Here is a 24,023-nt window from a genome sequence, read left to right as displayed (position 1 = left end):
CTTTTTTAGATAATCTTTTTCCAGGAGGGCACTATGGCTTCATCCGTGCTGATCAGTATCCTGATCACATTCCTTGTCATCATTCTCGTTTTGTATCTGGTTCAGAGACTTCCGCTCGACGCCAAGATGAGACAGATCGTCCAGATCATCGTCATCATCATCGGTATCATCTCGCTGCTCAAATACCTCGCGGTCTTCTAGCCGCGAACGGCGTCGTTTTCCGCTCTTTACGCCGGTCCGGCTGTTCGCAGCCGGGCCGGCGTTCTTGTTTAATGACGGTCAACCGCCGGTGACCTCGCTTGCCGGCGGCCGGGATGCTTGCGAAGCCACATTGCAACCGCTAGCCATTCGGCTGCGCCTTGATACGGGCCACGCAAGGATTCGCCAATGAAGCCGTTCGACTGGCACGCTGCCCCGATTTCGCGGGCGACCGTCATTACCCGGTCCTACCGCAACACCCAGAATGTGCGCCGCTTCTTCCGCGCGGAATGTGGCGACAGTTTCAGGTTCGACCGGCCGTTCATGGCCTGGCTCAAGGACGGCGCGGCCAAGACCATGGGCGATGCCGCAGACGAATGGCTTCGACGGCAGGTCGAAAAGCGGAAAGCGTAGTTGTCTTTGAAATCTCCCATGACGGTGTCACCGCCAACTGCTCGGATGTGCCCCGATCTGGCCTTTCCCGAGGCCGCACCCGGCTGGCAAACCGCATGACCGGCGACCGGCGCTTCTTTCTCGATGTCAGGCAGTCGGCCACCGGTGTGTCATGGCATCACCGGCTGACCGAACGCCAGGACATGATCGCGCTCGCCATCGCGCAGGGACACGGCGTCCCCGACATCGTCGCGCGCGTGCTTGCTGGACGTGGCGTCACAGCTGAGGAGACCGAGCGGTTTCTCGACCCGACGATCCGCGACTTATTGCCGAACCCGGCCTCGTTGACCGACATGGACAGGGCCGCGGCCCGTATTGCCTCCGCCGTGGTGGCCAGGGAAAAGGTGGCGATCTTCGGCGATTATGATGTCGACGGCGCCGCCTCGTCGGCCTTGCTAAAGCGGTTCCTCGCGCATTTTTCGGTGCCGTCGGAAATCTACATTCCGGACCGTATCTTCGAGGGCTATGGTCCCAATCCCGATGCCATGCGCGACCTGATTTCACGCGGCGCAACCTTGATCGTCACTGTCGATTGCGGCACCAACAGCGCTGCTTCCATCGATGCCGCCAATACGGCCGGCGCCGACGTCGTCGTGCTCGATCACCATCAGGTCGGTGGTCCCCTCCCGGCGGCGATTGCCGTCGTCAATCCCAACCGCGACGATGATCTTTCCGGGCAGGGCCATCTGTGCGCCGCGGGCGTGGTCTTCCTTGCCCTTGTTCAAACCGCAAGGGTGCTGCGCGGCATGCTGGCCGATGCCGCGCCGCCCGATCTGCTTTCGCTGCTGGATCTGGTGGCGCTTGCCACCATCTGTGATGTTGTGCCGCTCACCGGCGTCAACCGGGCCTTCGTGGTCAAGGGGCTGCAGATGGCGCGCCAGCAGAAGAACGAAGGCTTGGCGGCGCTCGCGCGTGTCTCGCGCATCGGCGAGCCGATCAGCGCCTTCCATCTGGCCTATCTGATCGGCCCGCGCATCAATGCCGGCGGGCGCATCGGCGACGCCGCACTCGGCAGCCGGCTGCTTGCCACCGACGACCCTGTCGAGGCGCGCACCATCGCCGAGACGCTCGATCGGCTGAACCAGGAACGACAGGTCATGGAGCAGGAGATGCTGGCGGCGGCGCGCGCCGAGGCCGATGCCGAGCTTGCCGGCGGCAACGGCCCGGCCATTGTCGTCACCGCCAGCAACAGCTGGCATCCGGGTATCGTCGGCCTGCTCGCCTCGCGACTGAAGGATCACGCAAGGCGGCCGGCCTTTGCCATCGCCTTCAATGCCAATGGCATGGGAACCGGCTCGGGGCGTTCGGTTTCGGGTTTCGATCTCGGCCGGCTGGTGCGCGAGGCCGCCAATGCCGGGTTGATCGTCAAGGGTGGCGGGCATGGCATGGCCGCCGGCATCACGGTCGAGCGCGCGAGGCTCGGTGAACTGCGCGCCTTTTTCGAGGAGCGGGCAGCGGCCGACGTGTTCCGGCTGCAAGGCGAGGAAAGCTTGGCAGTCGACGGCGCTCTGGCAGCGGAGGGCGCCACGCTAGGCTTGCTCGACGCGCTGGAGAAGGCAGGGCCCTTCGGCGCCGGGCATCCCCCGCCAGTGTTCGTGCTGCCGCGCCACCGCCTGGCCGATGCGCGGCCTGTCGGCACCAACCACATTCGAGCCGAACTGCAGTCGGACAGCGGCGGCCGCATCCAGGCGATTGCGTTTCGCGCCATCGACACCGTCTTGGGCGAATTCCTGTTCAAGAACCGGGGCAAGACGGTGCATGTCGCCGGCTCGCTCTCGGGAAATCACTGGAACGGCAACCGCACGGTGCAGTTTCGCATCATCGACGCGGCGCTGGCCTGAGGCTCGCTCAGGCGAGGACGGTCTGAAGGCGGGTCAGTTCACCGATTTGCGCCATCGTTGCCTGATAGCCGATGCTGATGGCCTCGTCGGCGCGGTGGAATTCAGTCAGGCCGATATGGCTGAGTTTCGGCTGCAGCGACATGTCGGGAGGATCGCCCGCCAGCCTGGCGCGCGAAATGCGATCCTGGATGATATTGAAGGCCTCGACCATGACGCCGGTGATGCCCAGGCGAGTCTCGCGGGACTGGCGTTGCGGATCGAACTGGCCGGGCCTTGGCGCATCCTTTTCGATGACCAACTCGCCGGCGCCGTGCTTGATGACGGCGGCACGGCCGAACAAATCATAATGAAGGTTGACCGCGACGACGAGCGGTTGCTCATAGGCGCGGCAGACCGACACCGGCACCGGGTTGACCAGGGCACCGTCGACCAGCACGCGGCCGTTGCAGTTCACCGGCTCGAACACACCAGGTAGCGCATAGGACGCGCGCATGGCCGTGATCAGCGAGCCGCTCGATAGCCAGATCTCGTGGCCGGTGCGTATCTCCGACGCGACGCAGACGAACGGTTTGGGCAGGTCCTCGAAGCGGACGCCGGCCACATGCTCTCGCAGGCGGGCATCCAGCTTCATGCCTCCAAAAAGCCCGTTGCCGCGGAGGTTGAGATCGAGCAAGCCAAAGATGCGCCGCCTGCTCAGGCCGCGGGCGAACTCTTCCAACTCATCCAGTTTGCCGGCGAGGTAACAGCCGCCGACCAGCGCCCCGATCGAGGTCCCGGCGATCATCGAGACTTCGATGCCTGCCTCGTCGAGCGCGCGCAGCACGCCGATATGCGCCCAGCCGCGGGCGCAGCCGCCGCCCAGGGCAAGCGAAATGCCGGTTTTACCCGGCGTCCTGGCCTCGGATGCGCCGCCGGTCGAGGACAGACCGTTGGCCTCTCGTACGTCCGGCCTGTTACGCAATGACGCCCACTCGAGCACCACGATCTCCCTTGTCCGACGGCCAATATAAAGACGCGCCGTATCGAAATGATGAATATATGTGGTTTGTATGAGGCGGAAGGTTCAAGCGGTTGGCTTCCGATAGGTGGCTTCCGCGTCGAACAATGACTCGCTGCCGTCGTCGACGAGCGTCCCCTTGCCGTCGACCAGCGCCACCGTCCGATAAAAGCATGAACGCCGGCCAGTATGGCAGGTTGCGTCGTGGCCCGAGACCTTGACACGCAGCCACAAGGCATCCTGGTCGCAATCGGTCCGCATCTCGACGACATGCTGGAAATTGCCCGAGGTTTCGCCCTTCTTCCAAAGCGCGTTGCGCGAGCGCGACCAATAGTGGGCGATGCCGGTTTCCAGCGTCAGCGCCAGCGCCTGTGCATTCATGTGCGCGACCATCAACAGCATGCCGTCCTCGGCATCGGTGACGACGACCGTGACGAGGCCGGCGGTATCAAAGCGCGGCGACAGGACGGTGCCTTCCTCAAGCGCTTTCTTGTCTGTTGGGGCTTTTGGAAATTCCAGTGCCGACATCGCCGGTCCTTAGCTCTTGGTGACCGGCGAGGGCCGTTCAGACCCCGCCGCCGCGCACCATGGTGACGAAACGAACCTGCTCTTCCGGCGTGTCCTTGAAGACGCCGGTGAAAGTCGAGGTCAGCGTGGTTGAACCCTGCTTGCGGATGCCGCGCATGGCCATGCACATATGTTCGGCCTCGATCATCACAGCGACTCCGCGGGGATTGAGGACATCCTGGATCACGCCGGCGATCTGCGCCGTCAGTGCCTCCTGCGTCTGCAGGCGATGGGCGAAGATATCGACGACGCGCGCGATCTTCGACAGGCCGACAACCTTGCCGTCCGGCAGATAGCCGACATGCGCCTTGCCGATGATCGGCACCATGTGATGTTCGCAATGCGAGTGGAACTGGATATCCTTGACGATCACCAGGTCGTCATAGCCGGCGACCTCCTCGAAGGTGCGGCCAAGCTCGTCGGCCGGGGACATGTCATAGCCGCCGAACATTTCGCGATAGGCCTTGGCCACCCGTTTCGGCGTGTCGATCAACCCTTCGCGATCCGGATTGTCGCCGGTCCAGCGCAGCAGCGTGCGCACGGCGGCCTCGACCTCGGCCTCGCTGGGCCGGTCGGTGGCCGGCTGGTCCCTATAGGCTGCCTGGGGCATGAGCTTCTTGATCACGGCATCCATGAAAAGGCGTCTCCCGCGGTTCCTCCGCCGGGAAGGAACAAGTTGAACGACCACGGGCTTTCGCGTCGGAAACCTGCCCTGTTTCCAGCCCGCAAGCGGCGTGAACTTTCCGGCAAGGACGCTGCTTTCGTTGCCTTGTCGATCCCGGATCGCCAGCATTATATAAGGTGACGGCAAGCGAAAGGAAGACACTGCAGCGGCAATCGCTGTTCGCTTGGCGGCGACGGATTGGAAAAGCATGATCAACGATGTCTACAATGCGAAAATTCTCGGCTTTGCCGGAAACATCGCGCGCGTCGGACGGCTCGATCATCCCGACGCAACGGCAAAGGCTCATTCCAAGCTCTGTGGCTCGACCGTCACGGTCGACCTCATGATGGAGGATGGCGTGGTCACCGACTTCGCCCATGACGTGAAGGCGTGCGCACTTGGCCAGGCCTCATCCTCGATCATGGCCCAGCACGTCGTTGGCGCCAGCGCGGAAGAACTGCGCGCGGTGCGCGACACCATGCTGAAGATGCTGAAGGAAAATGGCGAGCCGCCCCAAGGCCGCTTCGCCGACCTGAAGTATCTGGAGCCGGTGCGCGACTACAAGGCGCGCCATGCTTCGACCATGCTGACTTTCGACGCCGTGGTCGACGCCATTGGCCAGATCGAGAAAAAGCGCGCCGAACAGGCGGCGTAAGGTCGCTCACCGACCCGAAGGGACAGGTTTGTTCCTGGCGAATTCGCTCCGTATCCAGTCGGCGAAGGCCGCGGCCGGTTCCGACAGAGCCTTCAAGTTCCTGGCGACCAGCCAATAGGCACCCGACGCGACCTCGATGTCGAAAGGCTTGATCAACGCGCCGGACTCGATTTCGTCGCCTATCTGCGAGAGATCGCCCAGTGCCACGCCATGTCCAAGCAAGGCGGCCTGCCTGGAAAGCGAGGCATCCGCCAGCATCGGGCCGCGCGCGGGTGCGGCATCGGCGGGCACACCCGCCGCCTCGAACCAGCGCGCCCAGCCCTGACGGTTTTCCTCGTGCAGTAGGGTGTAATGGACAAGGTCCGCCGGCTTTCCCAGGGCAGGCCCCGATGCCAGCAGCGCTGGCGACATGACCGGTGAGTCGATGGTCGGGGCAAGCCGCTCGGCCTGGCTGCGGGGCCAGGAGGTAGCGTTCGCGCTGAAGCGCAGCGCAAGCTCCGGCTGATCGGCGCGGAACTCGATCAATCTCGGATCGACTTCCAGGGAGACGTCGATATCGGGCCGCAATTCACGAAACCGGTTGAGCCTGGGGACCAGCCACACGGAAGCAAGCGACGGCTCGACACTGACACGAACCACGGAATGCGCGGGAGCGGCGACCAAGTCCGACAGCAGCCTGTCGATGTCGTCGAAGCTCCTGACCAATTGGGCAAGCAGCCGGCGGCCCGCGTCCGTCAGCTCGACGCGGCGATGGTGACGTTCGAACAAGGGCTGGCGCAGAAAGGTTTCGAGCTCGCGGATCTGGCGGCTGACCGCCGCCTGCGAGACGAAAAGCTCTTCGGCGGCCCGGCTGAAGCTGAGATGCCGGCCCGCGACCTCAAAACTCCTCAATGCCGTCAACGGCAGGCGTCCGCGCTTCATTTCGCATAACCCAGGATTATCCGAAGAGGAAATTATACTCGTTTGAAGCCTAAGGCCAGTGGCGGTCTAATCGGATCAAAGGAGACCGACCATGATCCAGTTCCTGAGCATCCTTGGCGATGTGATGCGGGTCGCCACGTTTCAATGGCATGACGACAGACACTATGCAAAGCGCCGCGAAAAACCGGCTGGCCCTGGCCGCTGGGCGCCGTCGGCTGGCGGGGAGCCGTTTCGCCGCGCGCGCCCGTGACGGAGGCCACGCAGGGGAGGGATTGCGTTCTCCATGGGAAGGCCACATCTATCGCGCTGGAACGCGATACGGAGACTATGGTGGACGACCCGCATGGGCATGCCCACACCGCCAGGCCGCCGGGACGCAGCCGCAACTGGCCGGGCCCATGGCGCAAGACACCCGGCCGGCTGGCCGGCACCTCGCTTGTGCGCCTCTATCAACTGACGCTGTCCGGCTTTGTCGGGAATTCCTGCCGCCATTTGCCGACCTGCTCAGAATACGCACATGAGGCGATCGCCCGTCACGGCTTGTGGGCCGGCGGCTGGATGGGACTTTTCCGCGTGCTGCGCTGCGGGCCCTTCGGCACCCACGGCATCGATCTGGTGCCCGAAGTGCTGGCCGATCACTATGTCTGGTTCATGCCGTGGCGATATTGGCGGATCGGTCGCAAGCGCGTCGAAACCGAGGCCTGACGGCGCCATTCACGCCCCGTACGGCAGTGCGCGTTCACCATCCGGTAGGGTTAATCCAAACCTTCATAAAGACTGCGCATTTGAAACAAATTCGAGACAAAGGACCCCGCTAAGCCGCTCGCGAACACCCTTCTGGAGCGAGCTTCAATGCGCAACATCGACCGTCTTCCCTTCATACTTGCCGGCATCCTGTTCCTGCTTGCCTGGCTGCTGGGGTTCCCGATGCGCGCGCAGTCGGCGCCGATCGGGGATGTGCATTGCACATTGATCGCCGATGCGGCAAGCGGCAGGACGCTCTATCAGGACGGCGCCTGCGACCAGCGGTTCAGCCCGGCCTCGACGTTCAAGGTGCCGCTTTCGCTGATCGGTTACGATGCCGGGATTCTGAGCGACGAGCACACGCCGACCTGGGACTACAGGCCGGAATTCAACGCCATGAAACGCGATCAGAAGGCCGTCGATCCGGTGATATGGGAGCGGGATTCGATTATCTGGTTCTCCCGCGAGATCACGCGACAGCTCGGCGCTGAAAAGTTTGCCGACTATGTCTCGAAACTCGACTACGGCAACAAGGATGTTTCAGGCAATCCCGGCAAGGATGATGGGCTGACCCATTCCTGGGTGAACTCCTCGCTCAAGATCACGCCGGTCGAGCAGGTCGATTTCCTGCGCAAGCTGCTGGCCCGCAAGCTGCCGGTGTCGGCCAAGGCGTATGACATGACAACAGCCATCATCCCGACGTTCCAGGCCGGAGGCTGGACGGTGCAAGGCAAGACCGGCAGCACAAGGCTGGCCAATGATGACGGCAAGAGCAGGGACAAGCGTTCGCTCGGCTGGTTTGTCGGCTGGGCGAACAAGGATGGCCGGCAGATTGTCTTCGCCCGCCTGGTCGTCGATGCCACCCGCACCGATGTGCCCAAGGGGCTCAAGACCCGGGCGGCGTTCCTGAAAGACCTGCCGCTGCTGGTGAAATAATCCGGCCAGGGGCTTCGGCAGGTCTGATGATGTGACGCAGGTCTGCTCGTTCGCAAGCCCTGCGCGGCAGGCCGCGACATCTCCGGCAACATTTCCTGACGGCCTGGCCAATCAGCGCTCTTTACCTGGCCCGACAGTGGCTCTAAAAACCGCCCGCTGCCGTTTGCCCACGTATCTGGCGCATCCGGCTCTCACCGATGCATGTCATAATCCAGACCAGTCATACAGTTTTGAGTGACATGCATTTCAACCACCCGCGTTCGTTTGCGGGACTGGATAGGAGATCCATATGCTGAATTCCGTTTCCCTGACATTTCCCGATGGCTCTGTCCGCGACTACGACGCGGCGATGACCGGTGCAGGTCTTGCCGAATCGATCTCGAAGTCGCTGGCCAAGAAGGCCGTGGCCTACGCCATTGACGGCACCGTGCGAGACCTCTCCGATCCGCTCGGCAAATCGGGCAAGGTCGAGATCGTCACCCGTGACGATCCGCGCGCGCTCGAACTCATCCGTCACGACACCGCGCATGTGCTGGCGGAAGCCGTGCAGGAGATATGGCCGGGGACGCAGGTGACCATAGGGCCGGTGATCGAGAACGGCTTCTACTATGATTTCGCTCGCAACGAGCCGTTCACGCCCGATGACTTTCCGGCGATCGAGAAGAAGATGCGCGAGATCATCGCGCGCAACAAGCCGTTCACCAAGGAGGTCTGGTCGCGCGACCGGGCGAAAAAGGTGTTCGCCGACAAGGGTGAGCGTTACAAGCTCGAACTGATCGACGCCATTCCCGAGGACCAGGATCTCAAGATCTACGCGCAGGGCGACTGGTTCGATCTCTGCCGTGGCCCGCACATGGCCTCGACCGGCCAGATCGGCAACGCCTTCAAACTTATGAAGGTGGCGGGCGCCTATTGGCGCGGCGACTCGAACAACCCGATGCTGACGCGCATCTACGGCACGGCCTGGGCTGACCAGGCCCAACTCGACGCCTACCAGACGATGCTGGAGGAAGCCGAGAAACGCGACCACCGAAAACTCGGCCGCGAGATGGACCTGTTCCATTTCCAGGAAGAGGGGCCGGGCGTCGTCTTCTGGCACGCCAAGGGCTGGAAGATGTTCCAGAACCTGGTCAACTACATGCGCCGCCGCCTCGACGAGCAGGGCTACCAGGAGGTCAACGCGCCCCAGGTGCTCGACAAGAGCCTGTGGGAGACGTCGGGCCACTGGGGTTGGTATCGCGACGCCATGTTCAAGGTGACGGTCGCCGGTGACGATACCGACGATGACCGCGTCTTCGCGCTGAAGCCGATGAACTGCCCTGGCCATGTGCAGATATTCAAGCACGGGTTGAAATCCTATCGCGATCTGCCGGTGAAACTCGCCGAGTTCGGCAATGTGCATCGCTACGAGCCATCCGGCGCGCTGCATGGGCTGATGCGCGTGCGCGGTTTCACTCAGGACGATGCGCATATCTTCTGCACCGAGGAGCAACTGGCGTCGGAGTGCCTGCGCATCAATGATCTGATCCTGTCGACCTATGCCGATTTCGGTTTCGACGAAATCAGCGTCAAGCTCTCGACGCGGCCCGACAAGCGCGTCGGCACCGACGAGGCCTGGGATCATGCCGAGGCGATCATGGGCGATGTCCTGGAGACGATCAGGGCCCAGTCGGGCAATCGCATCAAGACATCGATCAATCCGCGCGAGGGTGCCTTCTACGGGCCGAAATTCGAATATGTGCTGAAGGACGCGATCGGCCGCGAATGGCAGTGCGGCACCACCCAGGTCGACTTCAACCTGCCGGAACGGTTTGGCGCCTTCTATATCGGCTCCGATTCGGAGAAGAAGCAGCCTGTCATGGTGCACCGCGCCATCTGCGGTTCGATGGAACGGTTCCTCGGCATTCTGATCGAGAACTATTCGGGTCATTTCCCGCTGTGGTTCGCACCGCTCCAGGTGGTTGTGGCGACGATCACGTCGGATGCCGACGGCTATGCCACCGAGGTTGTGACAAGGCTGAAGGCCGCCGGGCTGCTGGCGCAAGCGGACCTGCGCAACGAGAAGATCAACTACAAGGTCCGCGAGCACTCGCTGACCAAGGTTCCGGTCATTCTCGTCTGCGGCAAGCGCGAGGCGGAAGAGCAGACGGTCAACATCCGCCGGCTGGGCTCGCGTGACCAGGAATCGCTTGGCCTCGACCAGGCGATCGCACAGTTGACCGAGGAAGCGATCACGCCCGATCGTCGGCGCCAGCGAGCCGCCTGAACAGCCATCCTGACGGCATGGCGGTGGAGCGATCCACCGCCATTTTCATATGACTGTCACGCCGTGACTGTAACGAGCGATCATGCTCAAGCTGAAATCGCGCGAACGATCCTTTCCCGAGCTTTCCTACGCCAATCCGCGCCAGCCGGCGCTGACACGGTGGTTCATCCATTCGATCGAGGGACTGTCGGGCCGGGATCGTTACACGGCGCTTTACGATTTCTGGCGCCGCCAGGTGGTGCCGAGCGGCGAGCGTGTGTTCAGCCGCATGCTCGACCTGATCGACGTCCGCGTGCGGACCGCCGACCAATGGCCGCCGGCGCGATTGCCCGATACGCCGCTGGTGATCGTTGCCAACCATCCGTTCGGGATCGGCGACGGCATCGCCGTCCTGTCTCTGGCCGAGCAGCTGGGGCGCCCGTTCCGGGTGATGATACACAAGGATCTGCTCAAGATCCGTGAGATGGAACCCTATTCGCTGCCGATCGACTTTTCCGACACCAAGGATGCCCTGAAGAACAACATGGCGGTGCGTCACGAGGCGGTGCGGCTGTTGAAGGAGGGCGTCACCATCGTGGTGTTTCCGGCCGGCGGCGTGGCCACCGCGCCGAAGGGCTTTGGCCGGGCGCGCGACCTGCCCTGGAAGATGTTTCCGGCGCGTCTCATCCAGGAGGCGAAGGCGTCGGTCATCCCGATGCACTTTTCCGGCCAGAATGGCCGGCTGTTCCATCTGGTCAGCGGCCCGATGAACATGGCCGATCGCGACGGCCGGGTGGCCAGATTCGTCGGCAAGGCTTCCCTGACGCTGCGCACCTCGCTGCTCATCCACGAATTCGCGCGGCTGTCCGGCAGGGGGATCGATGTGCGCGTCGGTGAGGTGCTGGGCTGGAGCGAACTGGAGCCGTTGCGCGACCGCAAGCTACTGCTCGACCGGCTTTATCGCGGCGTCTTCAACCTGGCGCCGCCTGTGCCGCGCCGCCGCATCCCTTTCCTGCCACAGCGCAACAGGCTGGCGGCCTGAAGCCGCAGGTCTTGCGGTGGAAGGCTAAGGTGGAAGGCTAGTCGGCGCCTTCCTCGGGGTCCATCGCCGCGGCCTCGGTGGCCAGGACCTCGAGTTCCTGGTTCTGACCGGCCACGACCGTGAAATCCTTCTGGTAGATACGGTCTCGGTTCTTGGCGATGATGGTGTAGTCGCCCTCGGCCAGCACCATCGAGGCGAAAGCGCCCACGGTTTCCTTGATCGGATCGCCGGATTCGTTGAGCAGCGACCAGGACGTGTCGGCGATTGCCTCGCCACCGGATTCGCGCACCAGTTTCATCGTTATCTCCGCGGCATGATGCTCGACGGTCGCTTCGGTCAGCTTGCCGGCCTCGACACGGATGTCCGAGCGGATGACCGCGTTAACCGCGCCATAGGTCGAAACGATGTGGTAGATGCCGGCATTGAGCCTCACGACGCTGTTGGGCGCTACGTCTGGAATGATCAGCGCGCGGTCGCCATTGGGCTCGGCATTGCCTTCATAGATCGAGAAGCGCAGGTTTTTCGGCGGAATGCGGACACCGCCGGACAGTACAGCATCGAGCTTGAGGCCGCCCGCGTCGAGCACGAGGCTTTCGCGCCTGGCTTCGTTGCCGACCGTGATGCGCTTGGTGGCGCCGGCGCGGCCGTAGGAGGCATGGACAAGGTAACTGCCGGGCTCAAGCTGGAAGACAGCGCTGCCGCCATGGGCGGAGGCAACCATCGGCAATTTGCCGTTGACGGCCTCGGGCTTGAAGACGCGCCAGACGATGCCGCGCGTGATGTCGGCGCCCTTGTCGGTCAATTGGGCGGACAGGGTGATGGCGCCAGCGGCCCCGCGCGCCAGGGAGGTCTCGCTTTTCGGCGTGGCATAGTTCGAAATTCCAGGCAGCTTCAGGTCGCCTACGCCGTCCTTGTCCTGCGCAACGGCGATCGCGGCCGGCGCCAGAAACAGCGTGGCACAGAGCCAGACCAGGAAAAGACGCAGCCGCCCCTCGAACATGCCTTGCGTTGAAGCCCATGCAGGTGGCAATTTCAAGGCTTAAGAGTCCGATCGATACGACTCATCCGTCCGGCGCGCCTCGCGTCAATGCCCGAGCCGCCCGCGTTTGCGATGGCGTGCTTCAGCTCAAGACAATAGTTCCAGGAGACCACGCCATGGCGTCGCCGATCATCGACTTTCTGCTGACCCGCAATTCCGCGCCGATCCCGGAGTTGAAGGAACCGGCGCCAAGCGCCGAAGACATCGCGACGATGATCGCCGCCGCCTCGCGGGTGCCCGATCACGGCCGCCTCGAGCCGTGGCGTTTCATCCTCTACCGTGGCGACGCTCGCGTCGAGATCGGCAAACAACTGGCCGCGCTTGCCGAGCAGCGCGAGGGACCCTTGCCGGAAGGCCGCCGCAACCAGGAACTGGCGCGGTTCTCGCGCGCGCCACTGGTGATCGGCGTCGTCTCGGTGCCCAGGGAAAATCCCAAGATCCCGCAATGGGAGATGTTCCTGTCGGGCGGCATGGCAGCGATGAACCTGATGATCGCGGCCAACGCACTGGGCTATGGCACCAACATGATCAGCAACTGGTATTCGGATGTGCCGGAGGGCAGGGCGCTGTTGGGACTGGCGCCACAGGAGCGCGTCGTCGGGTTCGTTCATATCGGGTCATATGCCGGCCCGGCGCCGGAGCGCCCCCGGCCCGATCCGGCGAAGCTTTACGCTGACTATTCCGGGCCGTGGGCGGGCTGAATGTTCTACGAACCGTCGAAGGGCCACGGGCTGCCGCACGATCCCTCTAAGGCGATCGTGGCGCCGCGTCCGATCGGCTGGATCTCGACACTGAATAGGGCCGGGGAGGTCAATCTCGCGCCATACTCGTTCTTCAACGCCGTCTCCTCCCGGCCCTTCATTGTCTGGTTTTCCTCCGAGGGCGAGAAGGACAGCCCCACCTTTGCCCAGGAGACCGGCGAGTTTGTCGCCAATCTCGTCAGCCGTGATCTCGCGGAGCAGATGAACCGCACGGCGGTCGACGCGCCGCGCGGCGTCAACGAGTTCACCTATGCGGATCTTGCCATGGCGCCGTGCCGTCTCGTCGCACCGCCGCGCGTGGCGGCGGCGCCAGCCGCGCTTGAATGCCGGGTAACGGAAGTCTTTCGGCCAAAGGCGCTGGATGGATCACCATCCGGCGCCGTCGTCGTGGCGGGGGAAGTGGTCGGCGTGCATATCGATGATGCCTTCCTGAAAGACGGCCTCTTCGACATCACCAAGGCAGGCAATGTCGGCCGTCTCGGCTATATGGACTATGCCAGCGTCACCGAGGTCTTTTCGATGCGGCGGCCGCGCTGGGGCAAGGACTAGTCAAGGCTCCCCGCTGCCCGTGCACGCGCAAGCAGCCGTTCGGCCAGCCGCAGATGCGGGCGGTCGAACATCCTGCCGCCGATGCCGACAACGCCGGGATTTCCCGCCGCCTCGAACGCCGCGACGATCGCAGCCGATTGATTGACCGCCTCCACCGACGGCGTGAAGGCGGCGTTGATCACGGGCACCTGATCGGGATGAATCGCCATCTTGCCGGTGAAGCCATCCCGTTCGGCCTCCGCGCATTCCGCCGCGAGGGCGGTCATGTCTCGAAAATCCGGGAAGATGGTGTCGATCGCCGCGACCTCCGCCGCACCCGCGGCAAGGATAGTCATGGTCCGCGCGAGGCGGAATACGTCGGTGTAGCGGCCGTGCTCGTCGCGGGCCGTGCGCGCGCCGATTGCCGCCGAAAGGTCTTCGGCGCCCCAGGTGATGCCGGCAAGGCGCTTGCTTGTCGCGCCATAGGTTGCCGCCGCCAGCAAGCCCGCCGGCGTTTCGGAGATGATGGGCAGAATCCTGATCGCGCCGTCGGTCAGTCCGTTTTCGGCTTCGCCGACTCTCAGCTTCGCCGCGAGATGCTGCACATCCTGGCCGCTGTTCGACTTTGGCAGCATAATGCCATCGGGCTTTGCCGGGACCAGCGCGGCAAGATCGTCATCCGTCAAGCCGGTCGCCAAGTCGTTGACGCGCACATAGATCGCCGGCCTGGCCTGTGACCTGCGTTCGACGATGAAGCGCGCCGCGATCTGGCGTGCCAAAGCCTTGTTGGCGGGCGCCACGGAATCTTCCAGGTCGACGATGACCACGTCGGCGCCGGCGGCAAAGCCCTTTTCAAGCTTCCTCTCCGAATCGCCGGGAATGAACAGCAGGGAACGCATGCGTCAGGCAGCCTTCTTCAGCATCATCGCTTGCCGCGTACATTTGGCGACGAGGTCGCCGTGCTGGTTGTAGGCGCGGTGCTCGAATTCGACGATGCCGCGATCCGCCTTCGATTTCGATTCGCGCACGGAGATCACCGTTGTCTCGACGCGGATGGTATCGCCATGGAAGACCGGATGCGGGAACACGGTCTCCGTCATGCCCAGATTGGCGACCGTGGTGCCCACGGTGATGTCGTTGACCGAGATGCCGATCATCAGGCCGAGCGTGAACAGGGAGTTGACCAGCGGCTTGCCCCATTCGCTCTTGGCGGCGAAATCGAAATCGATGTGCAGGGGTTGCGGGTTCAGTGTCATCACCGAAAACAGCATGTTGTCGCTCTCGGTGACGGTCTTGCGCAGTGTGTGCTTGTAGACCTGGCCAACGACGAATTCCTGGAGATATAGCCCGGACATGCCCTGCTCCTGTGCTGACAAAAGGGTTGATAGGCGCTGCCCGCAGGGCTCGCAAGCCAGTTAATGAACATGGTGAACCGTTCGTAAACCATTTTTGCCTAGCGTCATCCGGGGGACATAAGGGTTCTGGCAGGGGGCGTCGGCGGTGGCATGGTTGTTTCACATTTCCTGAGATGGATCGGCACGGCGAGAGTGTCGGAGCGAGCCTCGGCGGCCAGCGCCCTGGCCCGGGCCTATGTCAATTCCGACCTGCCTTTCGAGGATCGCTGCGCGGCCGAGGCGGCGCTGACGCTGCTGCTCGATGACGCTTCGTCGAAGGTCCGGCTGGCGATGGCCGAGGCGCTGTCGATGAGCCACCACGCGCCGCCCCAGATCATCGGCGCGCTTGCGTCGGATCAGCCGGAAGTCGCCGGCGTCGTGCTGGCGCGCTCGCCTTTGCTGACCGACGCGGACCTGATCGACCGGGTCGCATCGAGCGCGACGGCGACGCAGAAGCTGATCGCCGACCGACCGGTCGTTTCCATGGCGTTGTCCGCGGCCATCGCCGAGATCGGCGAGGCTGAAGCCTGCGCCGTGCTGCTGGCAAACAGCGGCGCCGACATAGCGTCGCTCAGCTTCCGCCGCATGGCGGAGCGCCACGGGCATCTGCCTTTGGTGCGTGAAGCCCTGATATCGGATGCACGCCTGCCCGCCGACTGCCGGCACATGCTTCTGGTCAAGCTCGGCGAGATGCTCAAGACATCCCCTCTGGTGATGGCGCTGATGGGAGCTGCCCGTGCCGACCGCCTCATGCGGGACGCCTGCATCAAGGCCTCGGTGACGCTGATCGAGGGCACGCGCCAGCAGGAGCATCCCGCGCTGATCGAGCATCTGCGGCTGCGTGGCGACCTGACCGCGAGCTTCCTGATCCGCACCATCGCGCACGGCAAGGTCGATTTCTTCGGCTCAGCGCTGGTCGCGCTCAGCCAGCAGTCCGAACAGAGGGTGAGGGCCCTGCTGGCCGGCGGACATGACGTGGCCCTGCAGGCGCTGTTTCGCAGCGCCGGCCTCGCCGCGGCGACCCATGCAGTCATCCTTCGCGCGCTGAAGATCTGGCGCGAAGTGGCCAACGGCAAGCGCATCGCCGGCGTTCAGGAGGTCAGCTGGTTGATGCTCAGGGACGTGGGCGGGCAGTCCGCCGAAGGCGAGCTCGCCGCGCTGGTCAAGTCAATCCATCTCGACGCACTGCGTGAGAACGCGCGTGAGCACGCACTGGCGATAGCCGCTGCCTAGTTCCAGGCCCGATAGATCGGCCTGCGCGCCGCTTGCGGGCATGATCTTCAAAAGGACGATCCTGACTAACTGGCGGACTATCGACGGACCAAACGTCGGCGAGGAGGCCAAAAAGCCACTCACTTTTCGATTTGTCCAACTTCCAGGAATGTTTCGAGTTCGCCCATGGTGGATACGCCCTCCATCGGTCCCTTTTTACGGACCGCCAGGGCGCCCGCCGCGTTGGCAAGGGAAAGCGCCCGTTCCGGCGGGATGCCGCGCAACCAGCAGGTGACGAAAGTGGCCCCAAAGCAGTCGCCGGCGCCGGTCGGATCGACTTCGCCAACGGGCACCGCAGGTATCGAAATAGCCTGTTCGCGATCGAAATAGGAGGCCCCGTCCATGCCTCGCTTGACGACGACGGCGCGCGCTCCCCAGTCGAGGACTTCCGCGACAGCATCGCGCTCCGTATCTGCCCGCGAAAAAAGGAACAGTTCCTCTCCGCTCGGCATGAACAGATCGGCCTGCATCGCAACGGATTTCAGGGCTTGGCGCAGGCCAGGCAGCTCGAGCAGCTCGCCGCGGATGTTCGGATCGAACGAGATCGTTCCGCCACGTGCACGCACCGTCTCGATAGCGCCGATGGTCGTCTCGACGAGATTTTCCGAAGACAGGGACGTCCCCATGACGTGCAGGTGGTCACAGGCTCGAATGGCAGCCTGCGACGCAGTGTCGATCGCTATGGATCCGGCGGCACTGTGGCGAATGTTGAAGACGAAATCTCTCTGTCCATCCGGCCGATACCGCACGAAAGCGCTGCCCGTCGGGCGCGCGGGGTCGCGCGCGATTGCGCTGATGTCGACACCATCGGCCTCCAGGCGCCGGAGGCAGAGCTCGCCGAAATCGTCGTTCCCGACGCAGCCGATGATCGCGCAGGGCTGGCCAAGCCTCGCAACCTGGTCGATGAAGATCGCGGGAGCGCCGGATGCGAACGGTCCGACGAGAGAGATCGGCTCGAGAAACCCGTTGCCGGGATCCAGAGCCATGATCTCGACTAGGATTTCGCCGATGGTCAGCACATGTTTCATCGGTCGGTTCTCATGCGTACCGGTTCAGATCGCGGTATTGCGGATTGTATGTTGCCAGCAATGGCAGGACGGCAGCGCCGTGCGCAACGGCGTCAGCGCCCAGGTCGCTCCTCATCATCCGCGGGAGTGTTCGTTGGACGCGGCCAACCGAAGGCAGCAGAGGCTCTGCTCGGGAGATAAACTGGGTGATCAGCCAGTCCGGAGCGTTTCCGCCGATCATGATCGTCTGTGGATCGAACAGATTTTCGATCGCGTTGATGGCGCTTCGAAACGGCTCGATCCCCTGCGCTATCCAGGATTCGATATCCGGATTGTCGGCGTCGACACGTGATGCGAACTCCGCCATCGAATTTACATGGATACCCCGCGCAGCCAGATGTCGCATCGCGGAATCCACCGAGACGTAGGTTTCGAGGCAACCCCGCTTGCCGCAAATGCATTGATGGCCATCGGTTACGACCGTCAGATGGCCCAGTTCGCCTGCGTTGCCGCTCGCTCCTCCGAAGGCTGCGCTGTTGACGATGACGCCGCTGCCCGTTCCGATGCTCAGATAGACGTAGACGAAATTGGTCAATCCCCGTGCGGCTTCGCCAAAACACCATTCGGCGATGATGGCGCATTGTCCGTCGTTGGTCAGAAACACAGGGAAGCCCGTTGCGTCGCGGAGCAGGCCGCGAAGAGTAAGGGCATCCCAGCCGGGGAGGCGTGGCGGACTGAGGCCGGCCACCGCGAACGGACCCGGTGTGGCCAGCCCGATCCCCAGAAACCTTTGTGAAGGGATCTTGACCTCCGCCATCAAGCGCACGGTCGCACCCGCCAGCTCTGTGACGGCACTTTGAGGTTCCAAATCTTCGAGCGGCCGGTCCTCGCGATGCAGCACCTCCCCGGCGAGGTTCACGGCGATGGCCGACATTTGCCCGAAATCGACATGAAAGCCGACTGAATAGGCACCGTCGGGATTGATGCTGAGGCGGGTCGGCGGCTTGCCCACACGCCGCTCCTCCGATTTCGCCTCTTGCACGAAATGAAGCGAAATCAATTCGTCGACCAGATCCGAACAGGCCTGTTTCGACAATCCGGTCATCTCTGCGATGCCCGAGCGAGAGATGCCGTGGTTGATACGGATGGTGTCGAGAACGACCCAGAGGTTGATCTGTTTGGCCTTCACGATGTTGGTCGCACTGAGAAGCATGGGCGTCCTTCGGGTCCTTCCGAATTAGTAAGTCAGAATGACGGAATAACTATTGACAGACCTGCAATAAGTGTCAAATTCTGAATTCGCAGATCGTTAGGGCCACAGAAAAAAGGGGAACCGCCCAATGTTCAATAGCTTAAGCCGTCGAAATTTCCTCCAGGCTGGCGCCGCGGTCGGTGCCGCAACCGCCATGCCTGGCTTCTTGACGCGTGAGGCGCACGCCGAGGCGGTTGCGCTCAACGTGTTTGCGCCACTCCCGCCCGATCCGGCGCCCCCGGGCGCCGCCAAGTTTTCGGAAGAGGCGTTTGAAAAATGGAAGGCCGCCAATGCTGCCACGGTTGAATACGAGACGCTGGCATGGCCCCAGCTGCACGACCGTATGGCCACCGCTTTTGCATCGGGTTCGTCGCCATGGGATATCACATACAATTGCGGTTGGGTGCCCGAATTCCAATCCTTCCTGACGCCCTATGCCGACAAGCTGCCGAAGGCGTTGGTCGATGATTTGCCGGCGTCGAGCTTCTCGACCGTCACCGTCGACGGCAAGCGCTACGGCACCATCTTCACGCTGTCGCTGCTCACCCTGTTCTACAACAAGGAACATCTCGAGTTGGCCGGGTTCAAGGCGCCGCCGAAGACATGGGACGAGTTCAAGACCTATGGAAAGGAACTGACTCGCGACGGTCGCCATGGCCTGGTTCTGAACTACGGAGACCCGGCGGGCATCGGGGGTACGGCCAGTTACTGGATGGTCTTTCTCCAGCAGGCCGGCGGCAAGATGTACGGTGAGGACGGCCTTCCGATCTTCAAGGGCGAGGAGGGTGTCGCGGCTTTGCAGATGATGGTCGACATGATGCCGTCCACCGATCCGGGGTCGATCTCGTATGCAAGCATCAATGACGCAACCAACGTGCTCTTGTCCGGGCGCGCGTCGATGATGATGAACTGGCCGTTCATGTGGAACGCCGGCAACGATCCAAACCAGTCGCAGGTGGTGGGGAAGCTGGCCAGCGCCGTGTTGCCGGCAGGTCCGGCAGGAAGCGCGTCGATCGACGGGACGGACGCTTGGACGATTACCAAGAGCAGCAAGAACCCGGAAAAGGCGCAGCAGCTGATCGAATTCTACCTCGACGCCGATGTTCAGAAGCGTCAGGTGCTGGACACCGGCTGGCTGCCCATCCGTTTGTCCGTGCTGGCTGATCCCGAGGTCCAGGCAAAGGCGCCCAACGCGGCCGTGGTCCTCGAACAGGCCAAGCACCCGTACGACAGTTTTGTCACCGCCGACTATAACCAGGTCACAGTGGCTGTCGGCACTGAAGTTCAGAAGGCCCTGCAGGGACAAAAGACAGCGGCTCAGGCCATTGCCGACGCCCATGACGCGGTGACGGCGATCGTCAAGCGGCGCGGTTGATCGACGATCGAGCAACTGGAGCGGGCACCGCGCTGTCATGACACCTACCTTCGAACAGCGCAGGCGAAGAACAGGCATGTTCTTCGTCGCCCCCGCCATGATCGTGCTTGCCGCGATCCTTGGCTTCCCGATCGTCGATTCGATCCTGCTGGCCTTGCAGCGTGTGCAACTGACCGGCGGCGCTGTTTCCCAGAGCTGGGTCGGGCTGGAGAATTTCCAACGTCTGTTCGCCGACCCGGTGTTCTGGAAGGCCGCGATCAACACGGCGTACTTTTCGGTCATGGAGGTAATCCTGGTGACGCTGATAAGCCTCGGCGTCGCGCTTCTGCTCAATCATCCGATGGGAAAGTCTGGTTTCTTTCGCATCCTGCTGATCATCCCCTGGGCGATCGCGCCGGTGGCAAACGCCGTCCTGTGGAAGTGGATCCTCCACGCCAACTATGGCGTGCTCAACGGCATTCTCAAATCGCTGGGCATTATCGATAACTACCAGGTCTGGCTCGGGTCGCCTTTTTCGGCCCTCAACTTTCTGCTGATCGTCGACGTCTGGAAATCGGTGCCCTTCGTCGCGCTGCTGATGCTCGCCGGCCTGCAGCGGGTGCCGCAATCGCTCTACCGTGCCGCCTATATGGATGGCGCCGGACCGTTGCAGAGCTTCCTGCACGTGACGCTTCCGACGATGCGCGGCGTACTTGCGATCGCCGTTGTGCTGCAGACCATCTGGTCACTTCGCGTCTTCGACCTCGTCTTCGTGCTGACGCGTGGTGGGCCCGCGGACGCGACGGCGTTGCTGAACTTCCTGGCGTACCGCGTGACGTTCAATTTCCTTGACCTGGGGTACGGATCGGCCATCGCCAATGTGATCTTCGCCGTGACCTTCATTCTGGCCGGGCTGTATGTCTGGCTGCTGTGGCCGCGCCAGACCGGAGCCTCCCGATGAGCTTCGCACGTCTTCAGCATGGCGGTCCCGTCAGGCAAACCGTGGTTCTAGCCGGGCTGGCTGTCTTCGTCGTCTGGTCGGCAGGCCCTGTTCTCTGGCTGGTACTCTCGAGCCTGCTTCAGCAAAAGGCCCTGATCCAGCAGCCGCCCGATCTGTCGCCGGCGAACTTCACGCTCACCAATTTCACCACCGTCGTCGGCGCGGCCGCGGCGTTGGGACGAGGCATCTTCAACTCATTGGTCGTCGCGCTGTTTTCGACCGCTGTGGCGCTGGCGCTCGGTGCGCCTGCCGCCTATGCGCTTGCGCGACTGCCGGTGCCGCGCGCCAACGGCATTGCCTTCTTGATCCTCGCCACGCAGATGCTGCCGGGCATCGCCATCGCCATTCCGCTGTTCATCCTGATCAGCAAGCTTGGCCTCATCGACAACGTGTTGTCGCTTGGCGTCGTCTATCTGTCGTTCAATCTGCCGATCGTCATCTGGATCCTGCGGGGGTTCTTCACGAGCATTCCGGTCGGGCTGGAGAAGGCCGCCGCCGTCGACGGCGTGGGTATCTTCGCCACCTTCTGGTACATCGTCCTGCCGATCTCGATCCCGCCACTTACCGCCGCGGCCGTCTTCGCCTTCGTGGAAGCGTGGAACGAGTTTTTCTTCGCGCTGATCCTGACCCGGCAGCATGCGCAGACCGTACCCCTGGTAATCGCCCAGTTCGCCGGCCAGTACCAGACGGTGTTCGGACAGATGATGGCGGCCGCCGTCATCAGCGTCACGCCCGTGATCATTCTTGCCATCCTGTTCCGCAACCAGATCATCCGCGGCTTCGCGGACGGCATGATGAAGGGTTGAAACGCCCATGACCGCCATCGAACTGAAAAATGTCTCGAAGACATTCGGCACCTACACGGCGTGCCGGGATGTCAGCCTGGCGATCCCCGAAGGCGAATTCGTCACGCTCCTGGGGGCGTCCGGTTGCGGCAAGACGACGACGCTCAACATGGTCGCCGGGCTCGAGGACGTCAGCTCCGGTGACATCCTGATGGGCGGCCGGCGGGTCAACGACCTTTCGCCGGTGCAGCGGGACGTTGCCATGGTGTTCCAGAACTATGCCCTGTACCCGCACATGAGCGTTGCCCGCAATATCGGTTTCACGCTGAAGATGCGGGGGATGGACGCAAGCGAGGTTCGCAAACGGGTCGAGAAAGTCGCCGCTTCGCTCGAACTGTCCAGCATGCTTGACCGGCTGCCCTCACAACTCTCGGGCGGCCAGCAGCAACGGGTCGCCATCGGCAGGGCATTGGTGCGCGAGCCCAAGATATTCCTTTTCGACGAGCCGTTCTCGAACCTGGATGCGAGCCTGCGCATGAAAATGCGCGCCGAGGTCAAAGAGCTGCATCAGCGGCTCGGCGTCACCTCTATCTTCGTCACCCACGACCAAGAGGAGGCCATGTCGATCTCCGACCGGATCGCGGTGATGAATCAGGGACGGATCGAGCAGCTTGGCACGCCCGAAGAAATCTACAGCCGCCCGGCCACACGCTACGTCGCGACGTTCATTGGCAGTCCCCGCATCGAATTGGCGCCGGGCATTATCGAGCAAGGCGAGGGGATGGCGGTGGCCAAGGTGGGCTCCACGGCCATCCAACTGGCCGCGCAGGCGAGGCCTATCGAGGCGGGTCGGCAGGTGGAGGTCGGCGCCAGGCCCGAATATGTGAAGCTTTCCGAAGACAAGGGCGTGCGTGCTGTTGTGCGGCTTGTCCAACCGGTCGGCCCGACCACCCATGTCACCCTCGACTGGGAGGGCGGAACGTTGGTGTCGAGCGTCCCGGGGTTCGTCAGGCTGGCGCCCGGCACCGCGACGTTTGCCGAGATCGATCCCAACCATCTTCTCGTCTTCGACCGCGCCAGCGGCGAACGTCTTTCATGATCCGTTGCAAAACCAGAGGAAGAACAGGATGACCACGCATTTCAAGCCAAATTCGGTCGCCGGCCGCGATGTGGCATCGCAGCTTCATTCGCAGACCAATCCTACACGGCTGGAAGAAAACGGGCCGCTGATCGTGACGCGCGGCGAAGGCATCCACGTTTTCGACGACTCCGGCAAATCGTATATCGACGCCATGGCCGGGCTATGGTGCGCTTCTCTCGGCTTCAACAACCAGCGGCTGGCGGCTGCCGCGAACCGTCAGTACGGTGAGCTTGGCTTCTATCATACCTTCTTCAATCGAACCCACGCGCCGGCGACAGACCTCGCGGAAAAGCTGCTTGAACTGACCGGAATGGAGGGCGGCAAGACGTATTTCGCCACCTCCGGTTCGGAGGCCAACGAGACGATGGTGAAGCTCGCCTGGATCTACCACACGGTGCGCGGCAAGCCGACCAAACGCAAGGTGATTGCCCGCGACCGAGCCTTCCATGGCTCGACCATTGCCGCGGCGTCGATGTGCGGGCTGACGTTCATGCATCGCGAATTCGGCTTGCCAATCGCCGGCTTCCTGCACACGCTCTGCCCGGATCCCTATCGCAACATGTTGCCTGGCGAGGGCGAGGAGCAGTTCGCGCAGCGTCTTGCCGACGAATTGGAAAAGCTCATTCTTCGCGAGGGTGCAGACACAATCGCCGCCTTCATAGCCGAGCCCATCAATGCGGGCGGCGGCATCATCGTCCCGCCCGCTTCCTATTTCGCCAAGATCAAGAAGGTGCTGGATAAGTACGACATCCTCTGTCTCGGTGACGAAATCGTCTGCGGATTTGGCCGGACGGGCAACTGGTTCGGCAAGAAGACGGTCGGCATGCAGCCGGACATGATGGCGTTGGCCAAGGGGCTGTCGTCGTCCTACTTCCCGATTTCCGCCGTGGTCATGGCCGGCGAAATTTACGACGCCGTCAAGGAGTTCAACAAGCAGGGCGGTTCCTTCGGCCATGGCTTCACCAATTCAGGACATCCCGTTGGCGTTGCCGTGTCGTTGGAGGCCATCAAGATCTACGAGGAGATGAACGTCGTTGACCATGTCCGCCAAATGGGCAAACGACTCCGGGGCCATTTCGACCACATGGCAGGCCTGTTCCCCTTCATCGGGGACGTACGCGGCGAAGGCTTGATGCTCGGCATCGAGATCGTCGCCGATCGCGCCACGCGTACTCCGTTTGACCCCTCCCTGGAGGCAGGGCCGACCTTTGACCGGATTGCCTACGA

At 62.9% G+C, this 24,023-nt stretch carries 26 protein-coding genes; 17 read left to right on the top strand and 9 right to left on the bottom strand.

The features are described from left to right. Positions 1-33: 33 nt before the first annotated feature. The 3 genes from WC739_RS10760 to recJ all read left to right on the top strand — a co-directional run bounded on the left by WC739_RS10760 (position 34) and on the right by recJ (position 2,492). Positions 34-201 carry a Thivi_2564 family membrane protein gene (locus WC739_RS10760; RefSeq protein WP_372953012.1) on the top strand — a complete coding sequence of 56 codons (168 nt, stop codon included), beginning with the start codon at positions 34-36 and terminating at the stop codon, positions 199-201. A gap of 186 nt (positions 202-387) precedes the next feature. Beyond that, a complete protein-coding gene (locus tag WC739_RS10755) occupies positions 388-612 on the top strand; it encodes a DUF6434 domain-containing protein (protein WP_372953011.1) in 225 nt (74 codons plus the stop codon). Positions 613-707: 95 nt separating this feature from the next. Further along, positions 708-2,492: a single-stranded-DNA-specific exonuclease RecJ gene (gene recJ, locus WC739_RS10750; protein ID WP_372953010.1), complete on the top strand. Its 1,785-nt coding sequence runs from the start codon at positions 708-710 to the stop codon at positions 2,490-2,492. A 7-nt stretch (positions 2,493-2,499) separates the two neighbouring features. Here the strand turns inward: recJ and WC739_RS10745 are convergent, their stop codons facing one another. The 3 genes from WC739_RS10745 to folE all read right to left on the bottom strand — a co-directional run bounded on the left by WC739_RS10745 (position 2,500) and on the right by folE (position 4,690). Beyond that, entirely contained in the window at positions 2,500-3,417 is a 918-nt protein-coding gene (locus WC739_RS10745) for a patatin family protein (RefSeq protein WP_372953020.1), read from the bottom strand. Between the two features lie 138 nt (positions 3,418-3,555). Further along, on the bottom strand, positions 3,556-4,017 hold the full coding sequence (hisI, locus tag WC739_RS10740; RefSeq protein ID WP_372953009.1) for a phosphoribosyl-AMP cyclohydrolase: 462 nt from the start codon (positions 4,015-4,017) through the stop codon (positions 3,556-3,558). A 37-nt stretch (positions 4,018-4,054) separates the two neighbouring features. Then, complete coding sequence (gene folE, locus WC739_RS10735) at positions 4,055-4,690, bottom strand: GTP cyclohydrolase I FolE (RefSeq protein ID WP_372953008.1); 636 nt, start codon at positions 4,688-4,690, stop codon at positions 4,055-4,057. Positions 4,691-4,928: 238 nt separating this feature from the next. Here folE and WC739_RS10730 point away from each other — a divergent pair, with 238 nt between their 5' ends. Further along, positions 4,929-5,375, top strand: coding sequence for an iron-sulfur cluster assembly scaffold protein (locus WC739_RS10730; RefSeq protein WP_372953007.1), 447 nt, complete (start codon positions 4,929-4,931; stop codon positions 5,373-5,375). A gap of 6 nt (positions 5,376-5,381) precedes the next feature. Here WC739_RS10730 and WC739_RS10725 read toward each other — a convergent pair whose 3' ends face one another. Next, on the bottom strand, positions 5,382-6,296 hold the full coding sequence (locus WC739_RS10725) for a LysR substrate-binding domain-containing protein (protein ID WP_372953006.1): 915 nt from the start codon (positions 6,294-6,296) through the stop codon (positions 5,382-5,384). A 91-nt stretch (positions 6,297-6,387) separates the two neighbouring features. Between WC739_RS10725 and WC739_RS10720 the strand changes: the two genes are divergently transcribed. From WC739_RS10720 to WC739_RS10700, 5 genes are all read left to right on the top strand, one after another. Beyond that, a complete protein-coding gene (locus WC739_RS10720) occupies positions 6,388-6,546 on the top strand; it encodes a hypothetical protein (protein WP_372953005.1) in 159 nt (52 codons plus the stop codon). Between the two features lie 80 nt (positions 6,547-6,626). Next, a complete protein-coding gene (gene yidD / locus WC739_RS10715) occupies positions 6,627-7,001 on the top strand; it encodes a membrane protein insertion efficiency factor YidD (protein ID WP_372953004.1) in 375 nt (124 codons plus the stop codon). A 147-nt stretch (positions 7,002-7,148) separates the two neighbouring features. Further along, complete coding sequence (gene blaOXA, locus WC739_RS10710; RefSeq protein ID WP_372953003.1) at positions 7,149-7,976, top strand: class D beta-lactamase; 828 nt, start codon at positions 7,149-7,151, stop codon at positions 7,974-7,976. Positions 7,977-8,265: 289 nt separating this feature from the next. Continuing rightward, the gene (gene thrS, locus WC739_RS10705; RefSeq protein ID WP_372953002.1) at positions 8,266-10,242 is read left to right on the top strand and encodes a threonine--tRNA ligase; all 1,977 of its coding nucleotides are present in this window, start codon (positions 8,266-8,268) and stop codon (positions 10,240-10,242) included. Positions 10,243-10,324: 82 nt separating this feature from the next. Further along, a complete protein-coding gene (locus WC739_RS10700; RefSeq protein ID WP_372953001.1) occupies positions 10,325-11,263 on the top strand; it encodes a lysophospholipid acyltransferase family protein in 939 nt (312 codons plus the stop codon). A 37-nt stretch (positions 11,264-11,300) separates the two neighbouring features. On the opposite strand, the gene WC739_RS10695 is transcribed toward WC739_RS10700, so the two are convergent. Next, positions 11,301-12,263 (bottom strand): hypothetical protein, encoded by a 963-nt coding sequence (locus WC739_RS10695; protein ID WP_372953019.1) that lies wholly within the window; start codon positions 12,261-12,263, stop codon positions 11,301-11,303. 155 nt (positions 12,264-12,418) lie between these two features. On the opposite strand from WC739_RS10695, the gene WC739_RS10690 reads away from it, so the two are divergent. Further along, the gene (locus tag WC739_RS10690) at positions 12,419-13,003 is read left to right on the top strand and encodes a nitroreductase (protein WP_372953000.1); all 585 of its coding nucleotides are present in this window, start codon (positions 12,419-12,421) and stop codon (positions 13,001-13,003) included. After that, positions 13,004-13,612, top strand: coding sequence for a flavin reductase family protein (locus WC739_RS10685; protein WP_372952999.1), 609 nt, complete (start codon positions 13,004-13,006; stop codon positions 13,610-13,612). On the opposite strand, the gene WC739_RS10680 is transcribed toward WC739_RS10685, so the two are convergent. Together WC739_RS10680 and WC739_RS10675 are read right to left on the bottom strand one after the other, a co-directional pair. Further along, positions 13,609-14,490, bottom strand: coding sequence for a CoA ester lyase (locus tag WC739_RS10680; RefSeq protein ID WP_372952998.1), 882 nt, complete (start codon positions 14,488-14,490; stop codon positions 13,609-13,611). The two genes, WC739_RS10685 and WC739_RS10680, sit on opposite strands and share 4 nt — an antisense overlap. Before the next feature lie 3 nt (positions 14,491-14,493). Further along, positions 14,494-14,946: a MaoC family dehydratase gene (locus WC739_RS10675; RefSeq protein ID WP_372952997.1), complete on the bottom strand. Its 453-nt coding sequence runs from the start codon at positions 14,944-14,946 to the stop codon at positions 14,494-14,496. Between the two features lie 150 nt (positions 14,947-15,096). Here WC739_RS10675 and WC739_RS10670 point away from each other — a divergent pair, with 150 nt between their 5' ends. Next, positions 15,097-16,218 carry a DUF2336 domain-containing protein gene (locus tag WC739_RS10670; protein ID WP_372952996.1) on the top strand — a complete coding sequence of 374 codons (1,122 nt, stop codon included), beginning with the start codon at positions 15,097-15,099 and terminating at the stop codon, positions 16,216-16,218. Between the two features lie 119 nt (positions 16,219-16,337). On the opposite strand, the gene WC739_RS10665 is transcribed toward WC739_RS10670, so the two are convergent. Next, positions 16,338-17,285, bottom strand: a complete 948-nt coding sequence (locus WC739_RS10665; RefSeq protein WP_372952995.1) for a sugar kinase — start codon at positions 17,283-17,285, stop codon at positions 16,338-16,340. A gap of 10 nt (positions 17,286-17,295) precedes the next feature. Then, a complete protein-coding gene (locus tag WC739_RS10660) occupies positions 17,296-18,477 on the bottom strand; it encodes an ROK family transcriptional regulator (protein WP_372952994.1) in 1,182 nt (393 codons plus the stop codon). Positions 18,478-18,604: 127 nt separating this feature from the next. On the opposite strand from WC739_RS10660, the gene WC739_RS10655 reads away from it, so the two are divergent. The 5 genes from WC739_RS10655 to WC739_RS10635 all read left to right on the top strand — a co-directional run. Continuing rightward, the gene (locus tag WC739_RS10655) at positions 18,605-19,891 is read left to right on the top strand and encodes a sugar ABC transporter substrate-binding protein (protein WP_372952993.1); all 1,287 of its coding nucleotides are present in this window, start codon (positions 18,605-18,607) and stop codon (positions 19,889-19,891) included. Between the two features lie 76 nt (positions 19,892-19,967). Then, positions 19,968-20,831 (top strand): carbohydrate ABC transporter permease, encoded by an 864-nt coding sequence (locus WC739_RS10650; protein ID WP_372952992.1) that lies wholly within the window; start codon positions 19,968-19,970, stop codon positions 20,829-20,831. Next, entirely contained in the window at positions 20,828-21,676 is an 849-nt protein-coding gene (locus WC739_RS10645; RefSeq protein ID WP_372952991.1) for a carbohydrate ABC transporter permease, read from the top strand. The genes WC739_RS10650 and WC739_RS10645 overlap by 4 nt, the downstream gene beginning before the upstream one ends. A 7-nt stretch (positions 21,677-21,683) precedes the next feature. Continuing rightward, on the top strand, positions 21,684-22,754 hold the full coding sequence (locus WC739_RS10640; RefSeq protein WP_372952990.1) for an ABC transporter ATP-binding protein: 1,071 nt from the start codon (positions 21,684-21,686) through the stop codon (positions 22,752-22,754). Positions 22,755-22,782: 28 nt separating this feature from the next. Then, positions 22,783-24,023, top strand: a 1,241-nt coding sequence (locus WC739_RS10635) for an aminotransferase (protein ID WP_372952989.1), incomplete at its 3' end; no start/stop codon positions are given.

This window comes from Mesorhizobium sp. (genome assembly GCF_041661565.1).
Classification (GTDB): Bacteria; Pseudomonadota; Alphaproteobacteria; order Rhizobiales; family Rhizobiaceae; genus Mesorhizobium.
The sequence above is the reverse complement of the archived record's forward strand: the minus strand, read 5'-3'. Positions and strand labels throughout refer to the sequence as shown.

What these genes read in the sequence shown, in the direction of transcription:
- WC739_RS10760 (WP_372953012.1), top strand. Translation starts at nt 34, where the DNA reads ATGGCTTCATCCGTGCTGATCAGTATCCTGATCACATTCCTTGTCATC.
- WC739_RS10755 (WP_372953011.1), top strand. Translation starts at nt 388, where the DNA reads ATGAAGCCGTTCGACTGGCACGCTGCCCCGATTTCGCGGGCGACCGTC.
- recJ (WP_372953010.1), top strand. Translation starts at nt 708, where the DNA reads ATGACCGGCGACCGGCGCTTCTTTCTCGATGTCAGGCAGTCGGCCACC.
- hisI (WP_372953009.1), bottom strand. Translation starts at nt 4,017, where the DNA reads ATGTCGGCACTGGAATTTCCAAAAGCCCCAACAGACAAGAAAGCGCTT.
- folE (WP_372953008.1), bottom strand. Translation starts at nt 4,690, where the DNA reads ATGGATGCCGTGATCAAGAAGCTCATGCCCCAGGCAGCCTATAGGGAC.
- WC739_RS10730 (WP_372953007.1), top strand. Translation starts at nt 4,929, where the DNA reads ATGATCAACGATGTCTACAATGCGAAAATTCTCGGCTTTGCCGGAAAC.
- WC739_RS10725 (WP_372953006.1), bottom strand. Translation starts at nt 6,296, where the DNA reads ATGAAGCGCGGACGCCTGCCGTTGACGGCATTGAGGAGTTTTGAGGTC.
- WC739_RS10720 (WP_372953005.1), top strand. Translation starts at nt 6,388, where the DNA reads ATGATCCAGTTCCTGAGCATCCTTGGCGATGTGATGCGGGTCGCCACG.
- blaOXA (WP_372953003.1), top strand. Translation starts at nt 7,149, where the DNA reads ATGCGCAACATCGACCGTCTTCCCTTCATACTTGCCGGCATCCTGTTC.
- thrS (WP_372953002.1), top strand. Translation starts at nt 8,266, where the DNA reads ATGCTGAATTCCGTTTCCCTGACATTTCCCGATGGCTCTGTCCGCGAC.
- WC739_RS10700 (WP_372953001.1), top strand. Translation starts at nt 10,325, where the DNA reads ATGCTCAAGCTGAAATCGCGCGAACGATCCTTTCCCGAGCTTTCCTAC.
- WC739_RS10695 (WP_372953019.1), bottom strand. Translation starts at nt 12,263, where the DNA reads ATGTTCGAGGGGCGGCTGCGTCTTTTCCTGGTCTGGCTCTGTGCCACG.
- WC739_RS10690 (WP_372953000.1), top strand. Translation starts at nt 12,419, where the DNA reads ATGGCGTCGCCGATCATCGACTTTCTGCTGACCCGCAATTCCGCGCCG.
- WC739_RS10685 (WP_372952999.1), top strand. Translation starts at nt 13,004, where the DNA reads ATGTTCTACGAACCGTCGAAGGGCCACGGGCTGCCGCACGATCCCTCT.
- WC739_RS10680 (WP_372952998.1), bottom strand. Translation starts at nt 14,490, where the DNA reads ATGCGTTCCCTGCTGTTCATTCCCGGCGATTCGGAGAGGAAGCTTGAA.
- WC739_RS10675 (WP_372952997.1), bottom strand. Translation starts at nt 14,946, where the DNA reads ATGTCCGGGCTATATCTCCAGGAATTCGTCGTTGGCCAGGTCTACAAG.
- WC739_RS10670 (WP_372952996.1), top strand. Translation starts at nt 15,097, where the DNA reads ATGGTTGTTTCACATTTCCTGAGATGGATCGGCACGGCGAGAGTGTCG.
- WC739_RS10665 (WP_372952995.1), bottom strand. Translation starts at nt 17,285, where the DNA reads ATGAAACATGTGCTGACCATCGGCGAAATCCTAGTCGAGATCATGGCT.
- WC739_RS10660 (WP_372952994.1), bottom strand. Translation starts at nt 18,477, where the DNA reads ATGCTTCTCAGTGCGACCAACATCGTGAAGGCCAAACAGATCAACCTC.
- WC739_RS10655 (WP_372952993.1), top strand. Translation starts at nt 18,605, where the DNA reads ATGTTCAATAGCTTAAGCCGTCGAAATTTCCTCCAGGCTGGCGCCGCG.
- WC739_RS10650 (WP_372952992.1), top strand. Translation starts at nt 19,968, where the DNA reads ATGTTCTTCGTCGCCCCCGCCATGATCGTGCTTGCCGCGATCCTTGGC.
- WC739_RS10645 (WP_372952991.1), top strand. Translation starts at nt 20,828, where the DNA reads ATGAGCTTCGCACGTCTTCAGCATGGCGGTCCCGTCAGGCAAACCGTG.
- WC739_RS10640 (WP_372952990.1), top strand. Translation starts at nt 21,684, where the DNA reads ATGACCGCCATCGAACTGAAAAATGTCTCGAAGACATTCGGCACCTAC.